Consider the following 20,468-nt stretch of genomic DNA (forward strand, 5'->3'; position numbering starts at 1 on the left):
TTTATGATTCATAGAGGAGTCCTCCTTTTGATGTTTGTATTTGTAGGTACAAATGCATCATAACGGAGGGCTTTTTTTCATACAAGAACCCCTATTTGAAATCCCATAGGAATCTCCTGTGGGATGAACATGATCGGTAAGATCCCGGAAGGCGAAGCCTGAGGAAGCTTACCACATGCCCACGGAAAGCGGAATCGTCCCCCGCAGGACCTTCACCCTAACCTAATATCTCGAAACTGAGTCTTCAACAAAACGGCCCGATTGTGGAATAAGGCTACTATGAAGAAAGCTTCAACAGTTAAAAGATTCGAACATAAAAAAAGAGCCTGACTTATGTTCAGACTCTTTCTCCAACAAGAATTTTAGTTGTTAACCACTTGTTTTCCGTTGTATTGTCCACAAGATTTGCAAACATGGTGTGGCTTAGTGAACTCACCGCAATTTTCACACTTGTGCATTTTTGGTGCGTGAAGTTTTTTGTGAGTACGGCGTTGATTTTTGACTTTTTTAGACGTTCTGCGCTTTGGTACTGCCATGTTCTACACCTCCTTTTATTTACGATGAGAAAATCGAAACGATTTTCTTATTCGTCTTCTTTTTCATCTAATAATGATTGCAGTTTAGCCATTCGAGGATCCACTTTGTTTTCCTCTGGTTCCTCAGTAACTACTTGCCAGCCTTTCCCTTCCTGGGGGGCTGCATCCTGAGCCTCATTATCATTGGAAAATACTCTCGTTGGAATCTCCAACTGTACATTTTCCTTGATATAAGGCGTCAAGTCAAGCACTTCTCCCTGCACTGGATGAACTTCGGAATCATCTTCTTCCTCATGATATGGAGAAAGACTGAAGGCTTCCAGTGCATCAATTTCAAACGGATAAGTCACATCGACTAATGTCCGGGCACAAGGTAAAACCATTTCTCCATCAATTGAAAAAGTCACCGTAATATCATTTCCGTGTGTGACGGCTTGACCTTTGACATGGACAGGGGAAATCCTGCGAATGTCATTATTCATTTCTTCTAATTCGCGAATATCTACCTCTTCTTCAAAAACAAACGGTTCGTCACCTGCTTGTTTAAGTTTCTGGAGAGGAAATTTCATAGTTATCACCTCATGGCAACAAGAGTTATTGTAAAAGGATTTACGTCATTTGTCAATATTTTTTCTTTACAGCAAATGCTACTCATTTCTCAATGGTTTCATTAAGATAACATATTTTGCCCTTTGTATGCGAATTTTCTTCCTCTTCATGATAAAATAAATTAAATCCATGTGAAAATCTACTTTATTTTGAAGGAGGAACTTATTTGAAAGCATGCGGGGTTATCGTGGAATACAATCCTTTTCATAATGGTCATCTTTATCACTTGGAACGCTCGAAAGAAACAGCAGAAGCTGATTGCATGATTGCCATCATGAGTGGAAGCTTCCTGCAGCGCGGGGAGCCTGCCATCATTGATAAATGGCACCGGGCTCAAGCAGCCTTAAAATCTGGTGCGGATCTCGTACTGGAACTTCCCTACATATATGCTGTTGAGCACAGTGACTATTTCAGTCAGGGAGCTGTTCAGACTCTTTCTGAAATTGGGGTGGAATCAATCTGCTTCGGCAGTGAAAGTGGCGAAATACAGTCTTTTCTTAGCGCTCACGACCACTTAGAGCGTCATGCGGGGCTGTATGATGAAACGGTGAGGAAATATTTAAATCAGGGGTACTCGTTTCCTGAAGCCTCCCGTTTTGGTTACCAGGCTGTTGACTTGCCAACGAACAGTATTGATCTGGCCCTACCGAACAATATTCTGGGCTACAGCTACGTAAAACAAATCCTTGCCTATAATCATAAGATTCGTCCGCTTACCATCAAAAGAGAAAAAAATCATTACCATGACGAAACGATTGAAGGGAATATTGCAAGTGCCACCAGTATAAGAAAAGAACTCTTAGCTGCCGGCATGAACCAACTTGTGCAGGACTCTATTCCGGAAGCCACCCGGGACCAGCTGCTTTTATATAAGGAAAGCAAGGGGCAGTGGCATGAATGGAATCAATATTTCTCCTTACTGCAGCACAAAATTTTAACTTTAAAACCGAAAGATCTTCGTTCTATTCAAGGAGTCGATGAAGGGCTTGAACACCGACTTCAACGAATCATGAAAGAAACTGAAAATTTTCAGCAGTTTATGGAAAAATTAAAGACGAAACGTTATACGTGGACAAGATTGCAGCGCACGCTCGTGCACATTTTGACAGGCACAGAAAAGCAGGATGCTCAATTGCTGCTGAACCAGCCTCCACCTTATGTACGCGTATTAGCTATGAGTGATACCGGTAAAGATTACTTGCGTTCGGCTAAGAAACAGATGAGAATCCCCTTACTTACACAGCCCCAGCAAATGAACCATCTGATGCTGGATATTGAAGAAAGAGCTGCAATCGCCTACTATAGTGTCTTAGAAGCCCCTGTAAGAAACGCAATGATCAAAAGAGAATACGGCGCCCCTGTTCACCATTAAAAAAGAAGCAGCCTTCTTTAGAGGCTGCTTCTTTCACATTAAGCTGGTTTAAGGTCCTTAAGATAGGTTAAAGCCTCCTGGAATGTATCCACGGGAACTACTTTCATATCTGTCTCAATGTCCTCTGCGGTCCGTTTTGCTACTTGATAATTAGAGTTTTCACGTCCTTCTTCATTCGGAGCAAAAAAGATGTCCGCCCCATCGTTAGAAGCGGCTACCACTTTCTTATCTATACCGCCGATTCTTCCCACTTGCCCTTCGTAGTTAATCTCACCGGTCCCCGCAATTTGAAATCCTTTGGTAATATCATTTTCTGTTAACTGATCATAGATCTCGAGCGAGAACATTAAACCAGCACTGGGTCCGCCGATTTCTCCACTCTTCACTTTAACTTCTGGATCGACCTTTACGGAGCGATCCGTTACGAGCGAAATTCCTACGCCTACTTTATCCGGGTTGTCAGGGAATGGAGCAAGCTCGATGTCTTTTTGAAGCGTCTCTTCATCTCTTTTAATTGTTAACGTTACATTTGATCCTTTTTTCATATCCGTAACATAATTAATCAAGTCGCTGGACTCCTCGATTTTGTTTCCATCAACTTCCAGAATTTCGTCTCCTGATTGCAGCTTTTCTTCTGCAGGCATTCCTTGAATTACACTCATGACAAAAACGCCTTCAAAATTAATTTCAATGTCTCTATTTGCCGCCTGGTAGGCGACCACTTTAGCCGCTTCCTGAGAAGATTCCATCATTTGCAGCTGAGCGTGGTAATATTCTTCTTCTGATATACCCTCTGGGCGGATTTGTTCGATCGGATAAACCTGGTTGTATGGCCTGATTTTAGCCATCAGCCACTGAATGGGTGTGGCCTGTCCGCCTCTCACGGTTACCAGATGCATATCTCCTTCACTTTCATATCCATCGACCACTTCGACAATCGGATCCAAAGCGTCGGCAGAACCTGGTTTGTAAATATAGAACGGTAATCGATATGCCGCTAAAAATGCAATAATCAGTGCGGTTATGATTCCAGTAATTAATACGCGTTTATTGGCTTTCATTCTTTTAGGGCTCCTTCCACGCAGCAAGCCTGGTTTGGATGTTTTTAATCTGGTCTTCTGCTGCTGCTTCCCCGGCGGCTACGATATCTTCAATGTTCGTAAAAGCGCGGGAACTATATTTGGATACATCTGGACGAATCATAACATCAGCATCTGTTGATACTCCCATAGCATTCACTAATTCATCCTGCATGATGTCTATACTTTGAGTAATAACATCATAGATAGTATTGATATTGGGATCGGCGTCAAAATGAGCGCAATCTACTGCGATTACTATGTCTGCTCCCATCTGTTTCACAACAGATACGGGCACACGGTCCATCACACCTCCATCAATATACAAACGATCATTGATTCGTTCCGGCACAAAAATCCCGGGAATGGCGATGCTAGCCCGGACTGCCTCACTGGCAGGACCATCTGTAAAAATCATCTTTTGCCCGGCATACAGATCGGTCGCAATAATCGCCATAGGAAGAGGGAAATCCTCTATGTTCTTCCCAAAAGTAAAAAGACGAATGTACTCTTTAATCCGTCGGCCCTGGATAAAGCCCATTTTCGGGACGGTGAAATCCAAATAATATTTCCGTTTAAACGTAAAAGCGAGTTTATACATATCCTCGATCTTTTGTCCAGCCGCAAAAAAAGAGCCTACTAAAGCTCCCATGCTGCTCCCCGCTATCATATCGATTGGAATTCCGTAACTTTTAAGAACCTTGAGAACGCCCAGGTGAGAAAAACCGCGTGCTCCTCCCGAACCTAGCGCCAAACCAATCTTCGGACCTCCCACCTGCTATTCCCCCTTCAAGACTTTGCTATATTTTATGGAATAAATCGTTATCTTATGAGCGTACATATGGAATATAGACTAGCCTTCCTGTTACATGTCCAAATATATCCTCATTCTACTATGGATGATATTAGAAGTACAGAAAACCGTGCACGTTGAGGAGGCGTTCCTTATTTCCAAAATAAAGACGATGTGGCTGACCTGCTTAACACTTGGTTTTGCCATATCATTAATCATATACCCTAAAGCTGCCTTGACCGCCAGTTTAAGGGGACTTGATCTTTGGTGGGAAGTGGTTTTTCCATCGCTTCTACCCTTCTTTATTACGGCTGAATTGCTTATTGGATTTGGTGTGGTTCATGGTCTTGGAGCCTTGAGCGAACGATTTATGCGTCCTTTGTTCAATGTACCTGGGTCCGGCGGATTTGTATGGGTCATGGGAATGGCAAGTGGTTACCCTAGCGGAGCTAAATGGACAGCTGACCTTAGAAAGAAAGGTCAAATCTCTCAAATTGAAGCAGAACGCCTCATCTCTTTTACCAATGCATCCAGTCCGCTTTTTCTTTTTGGAGCTGTAGCTGTAGGCTTTTTTCACAATGCTTCGCTCGGAGTGATTCTAGCTATCGCTCATTATGGAGGCAACTTCATAGTAGGTATAGCTATGCGCTTCTATAAAAGAAAAGAAGAGTCGCACATTCGTGACCAAACCTATCCGACCTTCAGAGAAGCTTTCATTACCATGCATCAGTCTCGTTTAGATGATGGTCGATCCATAGGAAAATTAATGGGTGATGCCGTTTCCCGTTCCGTTGACACCCTTCTGATGGTCGGCGGATTTATCATGTTATTTTCCGTGTTGACAGAACTGTTGAAACGAACAGGGATTCTGCCTGCTCTATCCCCTATTTTCCATATGATCGGCCTGCCTGAAAGCTTTCCTATACCGCTTATGGCCGGGATGCTGGAGATGACTACTGGAATTGGGGCCGTGACTCAAACACACGAATCTTTACTAGCGCAGCTCATGCTTGTAAGTTTCATCCTGGGCTTTCACGGGTTCTCTATCCAGGCTCAAATTGCAAGCATCATAGCAGAAACAGATATCCGTTTTAAGCCCTATGCCCTTTCCAGGCTGACTCACGGAGCGATTGCATCCTTAATGATTGCTTTTCTATACATTTTTATCTATATTCCTTCGGAGCCGGCTGACAGCCTTCCCATATGGAACCCGACCGAACAGCTTACGATTCCACTCCTTGAATTTTTTCACCATTACGGACCGCCGATCACCATTGTCATGATTATGTTTACCATGTTTGTGAAATGGCGATCTCATCGCAGCAAACCAAATGAAAATGACCACTACGAACATATTTCGTAGTGGTCATTTGTTATTCAAACTTAGTAAATAATGCTTTCTCTACAGGAGGAGGCACTAAATCTGATATACTCGCTCTGTATTTGGCTACTTCTTTTACGATGCTGGAACTTAAGAAAGAGTACTGATTATTTGTCATCATAAAGAACGTCTCAATATCAGCGTTCAATTTGCGGTTCATTGATGTAATCTGCATCTCATATTCGAAATCACTGACGGCCCGTAATCCACGTATGATTGCCTGGGCATTCTTTTCTTCTGCATAATCCATTAACAAGCCACTGCAAGAATCAACAGATACATTATCCAAATTTTTGGTTACTTCTCTAAGGAGCCCGCAGCGTTCCTCCACATCAAACAGAGGCGCTTTACTTTGATTATTGAACACAGCAACAATTACGTGGTCAAACACCTTTGCACCTCGCTGAATAATATCTAAATGACCGTATGTAACTGGGTCAAAGCTGCCTGGACATATAGCTAATGTGGGCATTGTAATCCCTCCTTACTTAAATATTGTCACACCTATATTACTTCCATATACATCTGAATCCATCTGATTCAACCGCCCTACTGATACAGGGATTTCTTCAGACGCATCGTGTTCACAAACAATAATTCCGTGCTCGGCCAGCAATTCATAATCTAAAAGCGCTTCCATTAGCTCCTTGTAGGAAAACTTTTTATAAGGAGGATCAAGAAATATGTAATCGAACGTTAACCCTCGTTTGCCTGCTGCTTTCATGGCACGCTTGGCATCTGTTTTGAACACTTCTGTACGATCCGTTAAATCCAATGTATGGATATTTTCATATATGGTCTGGATCGCTTTTTGCTGCTGATCTACAAATATACAGGACGACACCCCTCTGCTCAACGCTTCAATGCCAAGGCCTCCGCTTCCTGCAAACAGATCTAAAGCTTTACCTCCATCAAAAAAAGGACCAATCTTATGGAAAACGGCTTCCTTTACTTTATCCGTAGTTGGCCGAGTTTGATGAGTCGGGACAGATTTTAACTGACGCCCTTTAAAGTCACCCGCAATTACTCGCATCGTTTGTACACCTCTTTTGTCATCATTCCCCATAATCCTACCACAAAATGAAGGCTGCAGGAAATTCAAGGTTTTAATAAAGAATTCCATTTCCCCTGAATAAAAGAAAAAGGACAAGTCCATACTAGAATTGAAGCAGATTACTGCTTCTGAAAACGGAGAAGGCTTACATCCCCATAAGTACTTCCTCCGGTTTCTCCTCTCCCTTTACTTTCTTGAATCTCAGGGTTCGAGGAAGCAGGGCTGTCCATGATGGACAGCCCTATTTTTTTGGCCATTAAAGGTTTACCCTGTTTATACGCTTGCATAAAAAACAGCGAAGCTTTATTACTTACCATGTTTCTTCAATTCAGTGCAAAAACTCACCGCCTACAAAGAAGCACTTTTGATTAAATGAATTGATCCCTTAATCGGAGTTCACAAGCCTGCTATTTTTTGCTAGTGTAGTCTTGAATGTGTTTAGGAAAGGAAGTAGACCATTATGATCCAGAAATTCATCGAACTCGGAGAAGGTTATGCTGATATTTATGAACTAATTGAACTGGGGTCACTTATGCCAGAGAGAATTCAGCATGCGATCGCTTTCTACAGCGAAGTAAATGGAAAACCCCTCGCATCATTATCCCTGGTTATGAAGCCGGCCCGTGGGGATAAGTTTCAGCCGATCTACATCTGCCGGGAAGGAATACCAAATCCTCATGAGCAGCCGAATAAACGATTTGATTTGTTTAAAGAAATGGCTGAAAATGCTGGAAAAGAGGTAGCCGAATTTACCATCAAACCATCAAGGTTATTTCCGGAAACTGAATTGTTTTATCAGCATTTAATCGGTATTTTACGAATGAACAAATTTATCGCTCCACTCTCATAATAAAAGAGGCCTCCCTGACGGAGACCTCTTTTTTATATGCCCATTTTGTAATCATATTGCTTAGCTTTATCAGGTTTTGCATTTTCATAATCCGTCTGAATTTCAGGTTTATGCGAAGGAATAACACGGGAAACAAATGGTAACCGCTCTAGTTTTTCCATTTTGAACTCTAAATCCTCTTCATTCACGTATAGTACTGCATATTTTAACTTTTTAGAGGCATGAATGAGATGGCCGTGTTTTTTTATCTGCCTGACATTCTTCATATGTTGAAAATATACAATAATACCTTGTCGTTTCGTTTTAATCATGACGACACCCTGCTTTACGTAGTATTTACCGTCAGTGTACCAAAAGATAAAGTGAACGGCAATTATTCTCTGACTATTCTTTCTAAAAGGAGTCTTTTTTATGAAGACGGACCACGAACAGGCATTTGAGATTTTTTCAAAAGATTTGCAACAGTCTCCTGTTTTGAAGAGTGTGCAATTTAAACAAATTACCGGGCTGCCTTTTGTGTATGTCTGGCCGGATTGTGAAGCTGACCAATCGGTAGTGGAAGATCAGCTGAAGAAGTCCGCTGCTAAAGCAATGAAAGGAAAACGCCTGACCCTTGCGATGAGTTATGTACGCAAAAGTCAGGCGTTTTATGTGTATCGTGTGCGTTTTCTAGTGCCTCAACGGAAAATGTTCTGCTGCGGAAACTTCTGTGATGACTGCATCCGATTCACTTAAACTTAAGAGCACCCACAGCTTCCGCCGCTTCCGCATCCGCCACTGCAGCCGGAATCGGTAAGAGCCATCCCATTTTTGGGAACTTTTATTTGTTCACTTACACTAAAAGCCACGTTTTCGCTGATTTCATCTAACAGCTTTTGCACTTCACGCTCCGCTTTTTTAAAATGGGCAACAGTTTCGTGCATGTCCATTTCTCTTTTCACCGACCGGACTTTCTTCATAATATCATGATAATCTGGATGATAGCGCCCGAAACGCTGTACATCCTCGTAGTGTTCTTTTATATCAGCAAATCTCTTGATGAGCGCCTGTGCCTCACGATCATTCTCAAGAGCGAACTTCGCTTCATTATAATGATGCATGGTATCTGAATTCATGACCATATGGCCAATCGTTTCTGAACTATCGAGCAGATCGACAATTTCCATTGTAGCTAGCATTTTAGATGTCCACCTCCACTTCTATCTTATCAAATAGGACAGCAGATTGAAATGAGTTTCCTCATTCCCTGCTGTCCTATTTGATAAAGAATATTTTCCTGCACCTAGCAATTAGATGCCGTTGCCATTAGGAGTATTAAGGCCTGTTCTTAATAATAAGGGTACTCTAACTCTTTGCGATCTTTGTTGGAATCTTTCTTAGCTTTAGATAAAAATTGTTGAAATTGTCCTAATGCCCCATTCAGTTCCTCCATATGACGAGATACCTCTTCCCAGTCCAGATCCTCCATTAATGCTCCTAACTGCTTAAACCAATCCTTCTTATTTGATGAAGTACTCTTCTTCACCTCAGGCAGGGATTCCCAGAAAGGATCCTCCGCCCCCAAAATCATCCACTTTTCATAATAACTTTGAATCAGTTTATGATTTTTCCGGATTTGTTCCTTTACACGAGGATGATCATCTACAAACTCTTTAAAGCGCTGGACATTCGGGTGCAATTCATTTGTACTCATAAGTTCACACCTCACTGTTAGATCTACTCTATAGCCTATGCACCTAAAATAAGGACGTTCTTATCCCTTGAAGGAAATTTGAGAAAAGCAGGACGTTCTAGTCTAATTTTTCAATTCCGTTGATTTTAAACCTTCCATCCTCTCTCGTGAACGTGAATCGATATGTTTCTTTTAAAATATCTGTTCCAAAGGAGCGTCTGATCTCCAACGCTAAGTGAAATCTATAGTAGTCCCGGGTTATTTCAAGCGTATGTATGTCGACTACCTCTCCTTTTGGAAGTTGTTCAGATTGTAAAGTGCCAAAGGCCATCATTTCGGTCATTATTGCTTGTACCTTGTGTGCACGTTCTTCATCCGATTGTATTTCTTCGCTAAGCTGAAAATAGGATGCTGCCTGTTTCATGCCCACTTTCTTCAGTTGAGTTGAGGAATAATAATAAGGGGCTTAAAGCTGGTAACTGAAAAATAAGAGGATGGCACCAGATAAGAGTGCCTTTATAATAAAGGTGTATCTGAAAGAATGCAGCCATTTACTCAATTTGACTCCAATCCATAGACTAACCGCCACCATACTGATCGAAGCTAACAAAAGGAGTATCTGCCTGCCGCCCAAAAATGTAAAATTCTTAACGTTCAACACGAATAGGTAAAATAAAAACAGGGAGACCAACATAATAAACGTGTCATCTGCAAACTTGCGCATAGATTTAAAACTCTCCCCCTCTCCTATAGCTAGCATTGAAATTTCATCCATTGTTCTTTGATGCGCTAAGCTTATCACAGGTTTACGTCAGCTTCATATACAATTTCTCATTTAGTTAGCTTGTATTTCACAGGTGCTGATTTTAAGGTAAATACTCCGTACTGATGCCAATAAGTTTTGAATGATTATATTACGGATGTCTGAAAAACCCGCTATCGCTTCCTTTATACAAATAAAAGACCTGCTGAGAACAGCAGATCTTTATATTGAATCACTTAATGAAGTTCAGGGCGTTCAGAAATGTCTTGAAGAGCTACGCCAGCTGCATGATCTGACATATCTTCTACAGATAAATCACCAAGAGAGATGATCCCTGATAATTTTCCATTTTCCACGACTGGAAGTCTGCGGATTTGATGCTCAGCCATTATTTTACTCGCTTCTTCAAGCGTAGTCTCTGGGCTACAGTTGTATAAACGATCGCTCATGACCTGCTGAATTGGAGTAGTTTCTGGTTTCTTATCGGCATAACCACGCAGAACTAAGTCACGGTCGGTTACCATACCCATCAACTGACCCTGATTATCACATACAGGAACAGCTCCTACGTTCTTCTGCTTCATAATTTGAGCAGCCGAACTAAGCGTATCATCTGTACGGCAGACAGATACATCACTAGTCATTATGTCTTTCACTGTTTTCATAGGAAATCCTCCTTATAGTAATTCAATATCAATGATTAGTGTCCCCATTTCAACAAAATTATTACATGCAACCGTGATCCTTATGTAGTATAATTAAATAGATAACGTCTATAATGCTGAATAAAGGCGTATAAGAAATCTCAGAAATTGCAAGTTCAGCTTTTTCGTACTAAAATTAATGAAATACATACTATTTGTGAGGTGGAAGAGATGAAACTAGAAAGCACAGGTTTAGATGGACTGGTTGTAGATTTCAGACCCTTAACGGAACTAATGGAAAGTAACGGTTTCATTCTAGGTGGATCCTGGGATTACGAACGTGTGACCTACGACTATAAATTGGATGCTCCAGAGAAAAACGTAACGTATTACGTACGCGTACAGGGCTTCGCCATTGAAGGAGATGTCGACCGTGGTGATGCGGTTATCCGGCTGATGGACCCTCTACTTGGACGTCATTACTACCCACACGGCGTAGAATACGGCGAACAGGAAGGTTTTTCTGAAGGTATTATTGAAAAAGCAAGAAATTTAATTAAAAAAATTCAGGAGCCTGCGAATAAATACCATAATCAGGTACCTGAGCATATCGTGCTTGAGAAACTAACTAAATGGGCGGAAGAGAACCAGAACCAGGAAGTTCTTGAAAAAGTTAAAGAGCTTTCCAACAACCCGGACCAGCGTAAATAAACGACTTCCTACGGTTTTGGCCCATCCGATGTTCTGAATGTTCCAATGGAGTCGCACATCATTACTTATATGATGAGCGGCTTTTTTTAAAAATGCCTTCCATATTTGTCGAGTCGGTTTAGGGAAAGGAGATCCATACATAAATTGTTCCGATATCTAACTAAAAAACAATGGGTCCTCATAGGGCTTTTCATACTACTTATTATAGCGGGATATTATATACTGCCAGTCTCTATCCCATTAATTTTAGCTCTGGTGACTGCTTTATTCCTTAACCCATCCATTCGATGGATGCAATTCCGGTTCCGAATGAACCGAAAAATGGCTGTTACCATTGTATTTTTGCTGTTTCTGATCTTTCTGGGGTTACTTGGGACGTTTGCGGTTACCAGGGCCGTTGCTCAAATCGTTCAGCTTGCCGATCATGCGCCGGAATATATTAATCAAATGAATCAGGTACTTCTGAATTGGCAGAACAATATGGACAGTTTCACGCGCAATATGCCCCAGGAATTCGTCGATAAAGTAGCGAATGAATTAACGAATGCTTTTGATCGCACTACTACAGCTATTTCCCAGCAGCTCCAGCTTTCCAATATTGCGTCTGTAGCTGCCAAAATACCTGAATATTTAGTCAGTTTTCTTGTATATTTAATTGCTCTGTTTCTATTTATGCTGGAACTGCCCCGTCTCAGGGAAAAAATGCATGCTGGTTTTACAGAAGCAACTTCTGAGAAAGTTAAGTTTATGAATGCACGCTTAGCGTATGTAGTTTTTGGTTTCTTAAAAGCCCAGTTTTTAGTGAGTATCATCATATTTATCGTTTCTTTAGCGGGATTGTTATGGATAGCACCTGAAGTGGCTCTTATCATGTCACTGATTATATGGATGATTGATTTCATTCCTATTATCGGCTCCATCGTTATTCTTGGTCCCTGGTCGGTGTATATGCTGATTATTGGGGACATTTCAATGGGGGCCAAACTCGGTATATTGGCGATTACCTTATTAGCCATTCGCAGAACGGTCGAGCCGAAGGTTATGGGCCGCCATATCGGACTTTCCCCGCTCGCTACTTTAATAGCCATGTACCTTGGTCTCCAACTTATCGGGCTGGTTGGTTTTATCTTAGGCCCACTGGTAGTGATTGCCTTCAATTCTGCCAAAGAAGCCGGAATTATAAAATGGAACTTTAAACTATAATTGATTGAAAAAAGCCTGAAGCTAAATAGCTTCAGGCTTTTTATAAACCTTCTTTATAACGATTAGGCTTTGGGTTATGCACTTTCTTTTCCTTTTTAAATAATAGTATATCTCCGCTTTTACCAGTATGAGAAAACCCATTATTGATCAAAACTTTCTGAGAAGCAATGTTTTCCCGATCACATTCTGCTTCCACACCCTTTACTTCTGGTTGACTAAACGCCCATGTACACAAATGGTCGACAGCTTCAGAAGCATAACCCGCATTTCTTTCTGAAGGAACAATGTGATATCCAATTTCAATAATTCCATTATTGTCGGGCCTTCCTTTAAATCCAATATCACCTATGACTCGTTTTGCCGATGCATCCATTATGACCCATGGCCCAAAACCAAGTTCTTCTTCATCCTGCTCCAGTTTTTCTGCGTAAATAGGCATAATAGCCTTTAATCCATAATGCGGCCAGTTTTTATTCCAGGGCAGCTGATACTTATAATAAAAAGCCAGGGGATTTTTCATTAGCGTTTGAGCTAACTCCAATGAAACAGGCATCAACCGCAGGCGCTCTGTGTATACACTCATTCAGTTCCATTCCTTTCCTATGTATGCTCACGTAATTATAGTCTTCTATATACCTGTTCTTCCACTCGCTTAAACGTTGTTAAAAGGATCTATTTTCTCTGCACCTTTATAGCAGCGTACGAGCGTCGTAGTAAAATTTAATAAGCTAAAAAAGCAACGTAACGCTTTAGCGCTCGTTGCTTTTTTACATCTCTATGTCCCTAATATAGCTTTTATCATGCTGGTTGTGGTCCCGCCGTCATAAATAATGTATAGAAGTAAGTACACTGCTACACCTGTAATAGCCGTAGAAAACCAGATAATACTCGTGATTGGCCCTACTTTACGGTGTTTTGGAATTCTGCGCTTAAACGCAAGGGTTAAGGTAATAATTCCAAAAACCGCGCCTACTGTGGCCAATAGGATATGAAAGATCAGAAAAACCGTATAATAAATCTTGATTTCATCGGGACCTCCGAAACTAGTATTTCCGACAAACACAGTTCGACTTACATATATTATAAAAAACGTTAAAGCGCTGATTGCTCCGGCAATCATCACTTTTTTATGAGCGGATCTCTTATTCTTAGCGATGAGTACCCAGCCAATGGCTACGAGTACAGCACTTAACACAATAAAAAAAGTACTAAGGGTCGGTAATAATGGCATTTTTCCACCTCTTTTCGGACAACTGAAAACAATAGGTCAGGGAAAGTCTATTCACGGTTATAGACTTTCCCCGATCTTATGATTCGCTTGGTATATGAGAAGGTATTGGATCAATAGTATTTCTCTCCTGGTTAAACCAGCTGAAGAATATATAGGCAATAATCGCTCCAAAAATGATTTCTTGAGTAATTTTCATAATGATACCGCCCAATTGCTGATCTTCAACCAGTGGCATCGGCGTGAAGTAACTTGGCCCGCTTAAATTGGCTGCGATATCATTTAATACATTAGCAGGCACACATAAACTCATCGCCTGAATCCAGGCCCCGGATTGGGAATAGGTTTCGTATAAAGGAGTTCCTGCAAAGATAATTAATCCGCAGGCAGGAGTAATTAGTACTCCATTCGCAAAAATAAAACCAATCTTCATGATCGGGCTGAGTCTGTTTAACTCTTTTAGTGGTGGGAAAACAGACACCCACATCACAAATGCCGTAAACAGGATGACCGTAGTAATAATGGCGTGTGCGAATTCATTGGATTTAGCAAAGTCAAAAATCACAGGCATATGGTAAAGAGAAAATAGACCGTTAAATAACAGAAGCGACAAAAGAGGCTTGGTGAAAAAACGCAGTATATTTCCCAGCCCTTTTACTTGAAAAAGCTTCTTCCAAATCCAGGACGGCAATCCTTTAATAACGAGTATTGGGAATAGCAGATAATACAGGGCCATCTGCGTCATGTGAGCGGTAAACATGATGTGACCTAACAGATCTACAGGCGATCCCTTAATTACGTAGAGCAGAACCATACCTGAATAGAACATCACTTGCTGTGATATAGAAGGGTGTTTCTCCCCTTCAGGTCTTTTTGGTCCAGTTATATAAAAATAAAGAGCCGCTAACAAACAGACAAAGAGCAAATAAAAAGGACTCCATAAAGCTCGGAAGCCGAATATTTGAAGTTCTAACCACATTGGCATCTCACCTCAGTTTAATTTCTTTCTTCTCTATTTTAACTAACTTTCCATAAAAAAACGAGTCCTTCAAAGGGAGATCAAGGATTGTTCATAATTTAGCCATAACTTTCGCAGGCATACAAAAAGACCGGGAAACCGGTCTTTTTGTAATACGTTACCTATTATCTTTTTAGTTGGATTACCACCAGATAATGGAGGAAAAAGTGATAATGGTAAGTCCTGCTACAGCAGCGCCACCATACATCATTAAGGCAGGCATATTATGTCCTTTATTCTTCATGTGCATAAAGTAATAAAGCTGGAATGCCACCTGTACAATAGCCAGGATAATTAATGTCGGAATGACGAAATAGGAATTCACTTCCATAATCACCATGCCAAAAGCTACAAAGGTAAACAGAATCATAAGCACAAAGGTGATAACCTGCTGCTTCATCTCCTCTTTATGCTGCTTCTTTTCGTATTCCATCTGTCTAGTTGGCTTCGAATGGGAACTATTTGCCATTGATTAACCCACCTTTCCCATAAGGTAAACGACTGTGAAGATAAACACCCATACAACGTCGATGAAGTGCCAGTAAAGGCTGGCTATATAGAATTTCGGAGCGTTATATAAATTCAAGCCGCGTTTTTGATTTCGAATCATTAACGTAACGATCCAGGAAAGTCCAAATAAAACGTGTCCTCCATGAAAACCAACCAGAGTATAAAAGGCCGATGCAAAGGCCGATGACCCAAAAGTAAACTCATACTCATGAATGTAATGAAGAAACTCGTATATTTCACAGCCCAGGAAGGCGAGACCAAGAAGTACCGTAATGGCCAACCAAGTCTGCATCTTTCGAAAATCGTGGTTCTTCATGTGGTACATGGCATACACACTTGTGAGTGAGCTGGTTAATAACATCATGGTCATGAGAAAGACGAGTTCAAGTCCAAACAAGTGTTCAGGAGTATTTTCCCCTGCAGTAGAGCTGTTTAATGCAATATAGGTCCCGAATAAACTGGCGAATAATACAGTTTCTCCGCCAAGGAAAAACCAAAAAGCAAGAAACTTATTTTTACCTTCAAGGGTGGCTTTTTCCGGATCATGCGGCATATGTTTTGGATTCAGTACATCTTCATGACTCATTATTTGCCAACCCCCTTCTTAATATCTTCTTCTAGCTCTTCTTTATGAATATGGTGTCCAAGATCATCTTTCAAGGAACGTGTCAGCATAGAACCAAATGTAATCGCCATACCGATCACAGATGCCACGAGCCAAGTTTTATCATCCGTTTGGTAAATAAAACCGAATCCGGCGATAAATAAACCTATGGACATGGTGAATGGCAGGATAGAAGCGTTAGGCATGTGAATGTCGCCAAGCGGTTCCGCTGGAGTCATTCCTTCTTTACCTTCTGTTTTTTCTACCCATAACGGGTCTAAACCACGTACTAAAGGTGTTTGTACGAAGTTGTAGTGTGGCGGTGGTGAAGCCATTGTCCACTCTAACGTACGACCGTCCCAAGGATCGCCGTCCGCTTTCTTCTCCTTAACTGCTGTATAAACCACGTTGATCAAGAAGATAACGGAACCAATAGCCATTAAGAAAGCGCCAATCGTACTAATCATATTACCAGCTTCAAGTCCTTGTCCCTCAAGGAAAACCCAGTAACGTCGCGGCATTCCCATTAGACCAAGGAAGTGTTGGATAAAGAACGTTAGATGGAACCCGATGAAAAATGGCCAGAATGCCAATTTACCAAGTTTTTCATTAAGAACTTTACCAAACATTTTTGGCCACCAGTAATGTAGTGCTGCAAATATACCAAAGACCACACCGCCGACAATAACGTAGTGGAAGTGACCAACTACGAAATAAGTATCGTGATACTGGAAGTCAGCTGCTGCTGCTGCAAGCATAACACCTGTCATACCTCCAATAGTAAAGGACGGAATGAACGCTACAGACCAAAGCATAGCTGAGGTCATTCTAATCTGTCCTCCCCACATGGTGAAGAGCCAGTTAAATATTTTTATTCCGGTCGGTACAGCGATCGCCATCGTTGCTACAGCAAATATAGAGTTAGCAATCGGTCCCATTCCTACGGTAAACATATGGTGAGCCCACACCATGAAACCAAGGAAACCAATTAGAACAGTTGCAAAAACCATCGCTGAGTAACCGAACAATCGTTTCTTAGAAAAAGTTGAGAATATATCACTGAATGCTCCGAATAAAGGAAGAATTAAAATATAAACTTCCGGGTGTCCGAATATCCAGAATAAGTGCTCCCAGATAATGACGTTCCCGCCTTTAGCTACATCGAAGAAGGCGGCACCAAACATACGGTCGAACATCATAAGGAATAATCCTACAGTTAAAGCAGGGAATGCAAATAAAATCAGTGTGCTTGTAACAAGCGTAGACCACGTAAACAGCGGCATACGCATGTAAGTCATACCTGGGGCTCTCATATTAACGATAGTTACAAGGAAGTTAATCCCACCTATTAATGTACCGGCTCCTGAAATCTGAAGCCCCATCACATAATAATCGACTCCATGGCCCGGTGATGTAGTGGACAGCGGTGCATAGTTCGTCCACCCTGCGTCTGGAGCGCCTCCTGTAAACCAGGAAACGTTTAACATCAGTCCCCCAAAAAGAAACAGCCAGAACCCTAAAGAGTTCAAGAATGGGAAAGCTACGTCTCTTGCCCCAATCTGTAATGGTACCACCGCATTCATTAAAGCGAATATTAGCGGCATGGCTGCTAAGAAAATCATTGTCGTACCGTGCATGGTAATCATTTCATTATAAAGCCCGGCAGCCAGGAAATTATTATCTGGTTTCATCAATTGAATTCGTATTAACATGGCTTCAAGCCCGCCGATTAAGAAGAACAGACCGCCTGCTACCAAATAAAGATGTGCAATCTTCTTATGGTCTACAGTAGTCAAGTAATCCCAAATCGCAGCGCCGAGCCCACCTTTTTGCGCTGCTGTAGTACTCACGCTTTAACCTCCCTTTTCAAACCTCTTTCTCATTTTTAAAACCTAATTTACTCGTCTGTATTTCTCGTAGGAACATCGTCTCCGACATCTGAGTGTTTAAGTTGAAGTAAATAGTCAGCAATTTTACTCGCTTCCTCTTCGCCTACAATGTTTGCCGGCATATTATTCCCGGGCTTGTATTCATTCGGATTAACAATCCAATTCACCAGATTTTCTTTGGACGGTTCCATAATACCGGCAAGTTTCTCCCGGTTTCCAAAGTTCGTCAGGTTCGGCCCTACGCCGGCTGAGGATCCTCCGATGGCATGACAGCTCATACAGTTATTGTTAAATAATTCCTGCCCCTCTTGAGCTGAAGTAGTCTCAGGTGTGGCTTCAGGATCTACGTTCTGCATGTCTTCTTTCCATTGTTCGAATTTATCAGGACTTACCGCCACGACCCGGAAGTCCATTAAAGAGTGGGAAGGACCGCATAACTCAGCACAATGCCCCCAATAAACTCCTTCTTCATATGCTTCTAAGTACATCGTGTTCATGTTCTCACCAGGATTTGTATCCATTTTTCCGGCAATAGAAGGCAGCCAGAAAGAGTGAATAACGTCACTGGATTTAAGATTTAAGTATACTCGTTCCCCAGTAGGGATGTACATCTCCTGACTTATGGCAATTTCCTCTTTAGGGTAGTTGAAATGCCACCAGTACTGATTTCCTGTAACTTCGATCGTCATAGCGCTTTCATCTTCCTGAGATGATTGATCCGCTAAATCGAAGGTAGCCTGTACGGTAGGCACAGCTAATACAAGAAGTAAAATAATTGGAATAACTGTCCAAATTACTTCCAGTGCTTTATTACCTTCCGTTTGTTTCGGAATAACATTCTCCTGTCCTTTCTTCTGTCGATAACGGATTAGGACAAATGCATAAATAGCCATTACGATAACGAATACAAAGATCATGATCGCAATGCTGATCATCATAAGATCTAATAATAATTCCGCTCCGTAACCCTTAGGTTTCAAGGCACTAAGATTATCTACACCACAACCCGACAGGATTAAGGTAAGAGCTCCGAACAGCGCCAGAGTACGGAATTTTCCCATCCAACCTCTCATAAGTGATACCTCTCTTTCTCTTGTATAGTACTTTATTTATTAAGGAACTGACTCAATAAAAATTGAGTCAGTACTTTAAAAAGGAAACGGCAGTGTAACTACAACCATCATTAAGAACATGATTGTCAAATAGTTCAGAGAATAAACAAACATCCATGTAGCCCACTTATAATCATCTTTCATAAAGAACCCGTAGATGCCAAGTACCAGCCAGCCGGCTGACAGCGCAAAGGCAATAACTAAAAAGATACTACCTAAAGAAGCCAGGTAAATCGGCAGCGGAAGTAGACACGCTACATAAATAACGATTTGACGCTTCGTCATTTCAAACCCGTGTACGACAGGAAGCATAGGAATACCAGCTGCTTTATAGTCTTCCTTTTTCTTCATCGCCAGGGCCAGAAAGTGAGGCGTCTGCCATATAAACATGATTAGGAACAAAATGATCGCTTCAAGCTGAAGCCCAGGATCGATAGCTGCCCATCCGATTAATGGGGGTACAGCTCCTGAAAAACTTCCAATCACTGTGTTAATGGTGTACCGTCTCTTAGACCACATCGTATAAAGTACAACGTAAACAAACCATCCAAACGCCCCAAAGAGCGCGGCTTCTACCGTGGTAAATAATAGAACCACAACCCCAAGAAGAGAGGTGCTGATTCCGAGTCCTTTAATGAGAGATAATGACATTGTTCCAGTTACGGTCGGACGATTTTTTGTCCGCGACATAATCGGATCGATATCTCTATCATACCAATTGTTAATAATACAGCCGCCCGCTATTACTAAGGCGGTACCGGCCATGGTCAACAAGAAAGTGACCCAGTGGTCTATAAAAGAAGATCCTGTGAAATGCAAAGCAAGCCAGAATCCTGCAAATGTTGTTATTAAATTGGAATTGATGATACCTACTTTAATCAGACTCTTTATATCAGCTAACATTGAAGATTCACGGACAGGTGTCTGCCCGATCATGTCTGTAGAAGCGGATTCGACTGTTCTAGGGTTGTCCATCGTAATATCCTCCTCCTTCTACCTTCTTTACACTTCCTTTACATCTTCTGGTGAGCGTAAAGTTAAGAGCGTTTCTCCCTCTTAAATCCTTTGAGGTCAAGAAACATCAAGGTAATTGTATCATGGAATTGGGCTTCTATCTATTTAAACAATAGATTTTTATTAATTTGTGACAAATCTGTGACATCTTTCACAGGCCAAAATCCCACGTTTATACCTATTGTAACGTAGAGATGGTCTTTGCAGGTTTACATTTATTGACTATTTTTTGACGATTGTCATCCACCTATTTATTTCTAGCAAATTCCAGGCCGGAATGCAAGGTTTCGTTCATAAAAAATTAAAATAATGTTACATCTCGTTAATGGTTTTTCAATGTCATTTCATTTGATTTTTTAGTAGAGCTTCCGTTACTTGAAGAGACATTTGACGAGCGGAAGGTTCTGCGGGGGACGATTTCGCTTT

At 41.4% G+C, this 20,468-nt stretch carries 27 protein-coding genes; 6 read left to right on the forward strand and 21 right to left on the reverse strand.

Annotated elements, in window-relative coordinates; all coding sequences use genetic code 11:
• Positions 1 to 362: 362 nt before the first annotated feature.
• A complete protein-coding gene (gene rpmF, locus LCM11_RS17620) occupies positions 363 to 536 on the reverse strand; it encodes a 50S ribosomal protein L32 (RefSeq protein ID WP_014643101.1) in 174 nt (57 codons plus the stop codon).
• Between the two features lie 47 nt (positions 537 to 583).
• On the reverse strand, positions 584 to 1,105 hold the full coding sequence (locus LCM11_RS17625) for a YceD family protein (RefSeq protein ID WP_224895597.1): 522 nt from the start codon (positions 1,103 to 1,105) through the stop codon (positions 584 to 586).
• 206 nt (positions 1,106 to 1,311) lie between these two features.
• Here LCM11_RS17625 and LCM11_RS17630 point away from each other — a divergent pair, with 206 nt between their 5' ends.
• Positions 1,312 to 2,517, forward strand: coding sequence for a nucleotidyltransferase (locus LCM11_RS17630; RefSeq protein WP_224895598.1), 1,206 nt, complete (start codon positions 1,312 to 1,314; stop codon positions 2,515 to 2,517).
• A 38-nt stretch (positions 2,518 to 2,555) separates the two neighbouring features.
• Here the strand turns inward: LCM11_RS17630 and LCM11_RS17635 are convergent, their stop codons facing one another.
• Positions 2,556 to 3,578, reverse strand: a complete 1,023-nt coding sequence (locus LCM11_RS17635; protein ID WP_224895599.1) for a SepM family pheromone-processing serine protease — start codon at positions 3,576 to 3,578, stop codon at positions 2,556 to 2,558.
• Between the two features lie 4 nt (positions 3,579 to 3,582).
• Complete coding sequence (locus LCM11_RS17640; protein ID WP_224895600.1) at positions 3,583 to 4,371, reverse strand: patatin-like phospholipase family protein; 789 nt, start codon at positions 4,369 to 4,371, stop codon at positions 3,583 to 3,585.
• A gap of 94 nt (positions 4,372 to 4,465) precedes the next feature.
• On the opposite strand from LCM11_RS17640, the gene ylbJ reads away from it, so the two are divergent.
• Positions 4,466 to 5,752 (forward strand): sporulation integral membrane protein YlbJ, encoded by a 1,287-nt coding sequence (gene ylbJ, locus LCM11_RS17645; RefSeq protein WP_224895601.1) that lies wholly within the window; start codon positions 4,466 to 4,468, stop codon positions 5,750 to 5,752.
• Between the two features lie 10 nt (positions 5,753 to 5,762).
• Here the strand turns inward: ylbJ and coaD are convergent, their stop codons facing one another.
• The 3 genes from coaD to LCM11_RS17660 form a co-directional block, all read right to left on the reverse strand.
• On the reverse strand, positions 5,763 to 6,242 hold the full coding sequence (coaD, locus tag LCM11_RS17650; RefSeq protein ID WP_014643094.1) for a pantetheine-phosphate adenylyltransferase: 480 nt from the start codon (positions 6,240 to 6,242) through the stop codon (positions 5,763 to 5,765).
• 12 nt (positions 6,243 to 6,254) lie between these two features.
• On the reverse strand, positions 6,255 to 6,836 hold the full coding sequence (rsmD, locus tag LCM11_RS17655) for a 16S rRNA (guanine(966)-N(2))-methyltransferase RsmD (protein ID WP_263622688.1): 582 nt from the start codon (positions 6,834 to 6,836) through the stop codon (positions 6,255 to 6,257).
• Between the two features lie 107 nt (positions 6,837 to 6,943).
• Positions 6,944 to 7,081 (reverse strand): hypothetical protein, encoded by a 138-nt coding sequence (locus LCM11_RS17660; protein WP_224895603.1) that lies wholly within the window; start codon positions 7,079 to 7,081, stop codon positions 6,944 to 6,946.
• A 203-nt stretch (positions 7,082 to 7,284) separates the two neighbouring features.
• On the opposite strand from LCM11_RS17660, the gene LCM11_RS17665 reads away from it, so the two are divergent.
• Positions 7,285 to 7,674 (forward strand): methylthioribose kinase, encoded by a 390-nt coding sequence (locus LCM11_RS17665; RefSeq protein WP_224895604.1) that lies wholly within the window; start codon positions 7,285 to 7,287, stop codon positions 7,672 to 7,674.
• Positions 7,675 to 7,706: 32 nt separating this feature from the next.
• On the opposite strand, the gene LCM11_RS17670 is transcribed toward LCM11_RS17665, so the two are convergent.
• A complete protein-coding gene (locus LCM11_RS17670; protein ID WP_014643091.1) occupies positions 7,707 to 7,985 on the reverse strand; it encodes a YlbG family protein in 279 nt (92 codons plus the stop codon).
• Between the two features lie 100 nt (positions 7,986 to 8,085).
• On the opposite strand from LCM11_RS17670, the gene LCM11_RS17675 reads away from it, so the two are divergent.
• The gene (locus LCM11_RS17675; RefSeq protein WP_224895605.1) at positions 8,086 to 8,409 is read left to right on the forward strand and encodes a hypothetical protein; all 324 of its coding nucleotides are present in this window, start codon (positions 8,086 to 8,088) and stop codon (positions 8,407 to 8,409) included.
• A 2-nt stretch (positions 8,410 to 8,411) separates the two neighbouring features.
• Here the strand turns inward: LCM11_RS17675 and LCM11_RS17680 are convergent, their stop codons facing one another.
• From LCM11_RS17680 to LCM11_RS17700, 5 genes are all read right to left on the reverse strand, one after another.
• Complete coding sequence (locus LCM11_RS17680; protein ID WP_224895606.1) at positions 8,412 to 8,852, reverse strand: YlbF family regulator; 441 nt, start codon at positions 8,850 to 8,852, stop codon at positions 8,412 to 8,414.
• Between the two features lie 149 nt (positions 8,853 to 9,001).
• A complete protein-coding gene (gene ylbD / locus LCM11_RS17685; protein ID WP_224895607.1) occupies positions 9,002 to 9,367 on the reverse strand; it encodes a YlbD family protein in 366 nt (121 codons plus the stop codon).
• Positions 9,368 to 9,464: 97 nt separating this feature from the next.
• On the reverse strand, positions 9,465 to 9,770 hold the full coding sequence (locus LCM11_RS17690) for a hypothetical protein (protein WP_224895608.1): 306 nt from the start codon (positions 9,768 to 9,770) through the stop codon (positions 9,465 to 9,467).
• A gap of 42 nt (positions 9,771 to 9,812) precedes the next feature.
• Positions 9,813 to 10,070, reverse strand: a complete 258-nt coding sequence (locus LCM11_RS17695; protein ID WP_224895609.1) for a hypothetical protein — start codon at positions 10,068 to 10,070, stop codon at positions 9,813 to 9,815.
• Positions 10,071 to 10,345: 275 nt separating this feature from the next.
• Positions 10,346 to 10,774, reverse strand: a complete 429-nt coding sequence (locus LCM11_RS17700) for a CBS domain-containing protein (RefSeq protein ID WP_014643085.1) — start codon at positions 10,772 to 10,774, stop codon at positions 10,346 to 10,348.
• A 210-nt stretch (positions 10,775 to 10,984) separates the two neighbouring features.
• On the opposite strand from LCM11_RS17700, the gene LCM11_RS17705 reads away from it, so the two are divergent.
• Positions 10,985 to 11,464: a YugN family protein gene (locus LCM11_RS17705; protein ID WP_318246158.1), complete on the forward strand. Its 480-nt coding sequence runs from the start codon at positions 10,985 to 10,987 to the stop codon at positions 11,462 to 11,464.
• A gap of 144 nt (positions 11,465 to 11,608) precedes the next feature.
• Complete coding sequence (gene ytvI, locus LCM11_RS17710) at positions 11,609 to 12,667, forward strand: sporulation integral membrane protein YtvI (RefSeq protein ID WP_224895610.1); 1,059 nt, start codon at positions 11,609 to 11,611, stop codon at positions 12,665 to 12,667.
• A 40-nt stretch (positions 12,668 to 12,707) separates the two neighbouring features.
• Here ytvI and LCM11_RS17715 read toward each other — a convergent pair whose 3' ends face one another.
• The 8 genes from LCM11_RS17715 to cyoE form a co-directional block, all read right to left on the reverse strand.
• Positions 12,708 to 13,250: a GNAT family N-acetyltransferase gene (locus LCM11_RS17715; RefSeq protein WP_224895611.1), complete on the reverse strand. Its 543-nt coding sequence runs from the start codon at positions 13,248 to 13,250 to the stop codon at positions 12,708 to 12,710.
• 192 nt (positions 13,251 to 13,442) lie between these two features.
• Positions 13,443 to 13,898: a DUF420 domain-containing protein gene (locus tag LCM11_RS17720; RefSeq protein WP_224895612.1), complete on the reverse strand. Its 456-nt coding sequence runs from the start codon at positions 13,896 to 13,898 to the stop codon at positions 13,443 to 13,445.
• A gap of 76 nt (positions 13,899 to 13,974) precedes the next feature.
• Positions 13,975 to 14,874 (reverse strand): cytochrome c oxidase assembly factor CtaG, encoded by a 900-nt coding sequence (gene ctaG / locus LCM11_RS17725; RefSeq protein ID WP_224895613.1) that lies wholly within the window; start codon positions 14,872 to 14,874, stop codon positions 13,975 to 13,977.
• Between the two features lie 181 nt (positions 14,875 to 15,055).
• Complete coding sequence (gene ctaF / locus LCM11_RS17730) at positions 15,056 to 15,382, reverse strand: cytochrome c oxidase subunit IVB (protein WP_014643079.1); 327 nt, start codon at positions 15,380 to 15,382, stop codon at positions 15,056 to 15,058.
• A 3-nt stretch (positions 15,383 to 15,385) separates the two neighbouring features.
• Positions 15,386 to 16,009, reverse strand: a complete 624-nt coding sequence (locus LCM11_RS17735) for a cytochrome (ubi)quinol oxidase subunit III (protein ID WP_224895614.1) — start codon at positions 16,007 to 16,009, stop codon at positions 15,386 to 15,388.
• Entirely contained in the window at positions 16,009 to 17,877 is a 1,869-nt protein-coding gene (gene ctaD, locus LCM11_RS17740) for a cytochrome c oxidase subunit I (protein ID WP_224895615.1), read from the reverse strand. Before ctaD ends, LCM11_RS17735 begins: the two co-directional genes overlap by 1 nt.
• A gap of 47 nt (positions 17,878 to 17,924) precedes the next feature.
• A complete protein-coding gene (gene coxB, locus LCM11_RS17745; RefSeq protein ID WP_224895616.1) occupies positions 17,925 to 18,989 on the reverse strand; it encodes a cytochrome c oxidase subunit II in 1,065 nt (354 codons plus the stop codon).
• A 75-nt stretch (positions 18,990 to 19,064) separates the two neighbouring features.
• Positions 19,065 to 20,003, reverse strand: coding sequence for a heme o synthase (gene cyoE, locus LCM11_RS17750; protein WP_224895617.1), 939 nt, complete (start codon positions 20,001 to 20,003; stop codon positions 19,065 to 19,067).
• Positions 20,004 to 20,468 lie beyond the last annotated feature (465 nt).

Source organism: Halobacillus halophilus, from assembly GCF_020171985.1.
GTDB classification, from domain to species: Bacteria; Bacillota; Bacilli; order Bacillales; family Halobacillaceae; genus Halobacillus; species Halobacillus halophilus_A.

Bases quoted from the DNA above. Each gene is read 5' to 3' on its own strand.
- rpmF (WP_014643101.1), bottom strand. From the start codon at position 536: ATGGCAGTACCAAAGCGCAGAACGTCTAAAAAAGTCAAAAATCAACGC.
- LCM11_RS17625 (WP_224895597.1), bottom strand. From the start codon at position 1,105: ATGAAATTTCCTCTCCAGAAACTTAAACAAGCAGGTGACGAACCGTTT.
- LCM11_RS17635 (WP_224895599.1), bottom strand. From the start codon at position 3,578: ATGAAAGCCAATAAACGCGTATTAATTACTGGAATCATAACCGCACTG.
- ylbJ (WP_224895601.1), top strand. From the start codon at position 4,466: ATGTCCAAATATATCCTCATTCTACTATGGATGATATTAGAAGTACAG.
- coaD (WP_014643094.1), bottom strand. From the start codon at position 6,242: ATGCCCACATTAGCTATATGTCCAGGCAGCTTTGACCCAGTTACATAC.
- rsmD (WP_263622688.1), bottom strand. From the start codon at position 6,836: ATGGGGAATGATGACAAAAGAGGTGTACAAACGATGCGAGTAATTGCG.
- LCM11_RS17660 (WP_224895603.1), bottom strand. From the start codon at position 7,081: ATGGCCAAAAAAATAGGGCTGTCCATCATGGACAGCCCTGCTTCCTCG.
- LCM11_RS17665 (WP_224895604.1), top strand. From the start codon at position 7,285: ATGATCCAGAAATTCATCGAACTCGGAGAAGGTTATGCTGATATTTAT.
- LCM11_RS17670 (WP_014643091.1), bottom strand. From the start codon at position 7,985: ATGATTAAAACGAAACGACAAGGTATTATTGTATATTTTCAACATATG.
- LCM11_RS17675 (WP_224895605.1), top strand. From the start codon at position 8,086: ATGAAGACGGACCACGAACAGGCATTTGAGATTTTTTCAAAAGATTTG.
- LCM11_RS17680 (WP_224895606.1), bottom strand. From the start codon at position 8,852: ATGCTAGCTACAATGGAAATTGTCGATCTGCTCGATAGTTCAGAAACG.
- ylbD (WP_224895607.1), bottom strand. From the start codon at position 9,367: ATGAGTACAAATGAATTGCACCCGAATGTCCAGCGCTTTAAAGAGTTT.
- LCM11_RS17690 (WP_224895608.1), bottom strand. From the start codon at position 9,770: ATGAAACAGGCAGCATCCTATTTTCAGCTTAGCGAAGAAATACAATCG.
- LCM11_RS17695 (WP_224895609.1), bottom strand. From the start codon at position 10,070: ATGCGCAAGTTTGCAGATGACACGTTTATTATGTTGGTCTCCCTGTTT.
- LCM11_RS17700 (WP_014643085.1), bottom strand. From the start codon at position 10,774: ATGAAAACAGTGAAAGACATAATGACTAGTGATGTATCTGTCTGCCGT.
- LCM11_RS17705 (WP_318246158.1), top strand. From the start codon at position 10,985: ATGAAACTAGAAAGCACAGGTTTAGATGGACTGGTTGTAGATTTCAGA.
- LCM11_RS17715 (WP_224895611.1), bottom strand. From the start codon at position 13,250: ATGAGTGTATACACAGAGCGCCTGCGGTTGATGCCTGTTTCATTGGAG.
- LCM11_RS17720 (WP_224895612.1), bottom strand. From the start codon at position 13,898: ATGCCATTATTACCGACCCTTAGTACTTTTTTTATTGTGTTAAGTGCT.
- ctaG (WP_224895613.1), bottom strand. From the start codon at position 14,874: ATGTGGTTAGAACTTCAAATATTCGGCTTCCGAGCTTTATGGAGTCCT.
- ctaF (WP_014643079.1), bottom strand. From the start codon at position 15,382: ATGGCAAATAGTTCCCATTCGAAGCCAACTAGACAGATGGAATACGAA.
- LCM11_RS17735 (WP_224895614.1), bottom strand. From the start codon at position 16,009: ATGAGTCATGAAGATGTACTGAATCCAAAACATATGCCGCATGATCCG.
- coxB (WP_224895616.1), bottom strand. From the start codon at position 18,989: ATGAGAGGTTGGATGGGAAAATTCCGTACTCTGGCGCTGTTCGGAGCT.
- cyoE (WP_224895617.1), bottom strand. From the start codon at position 20,003: ATGGACAACCCTAGAACAGTCGAATCCGCTTCTACAGACATGATCGGG.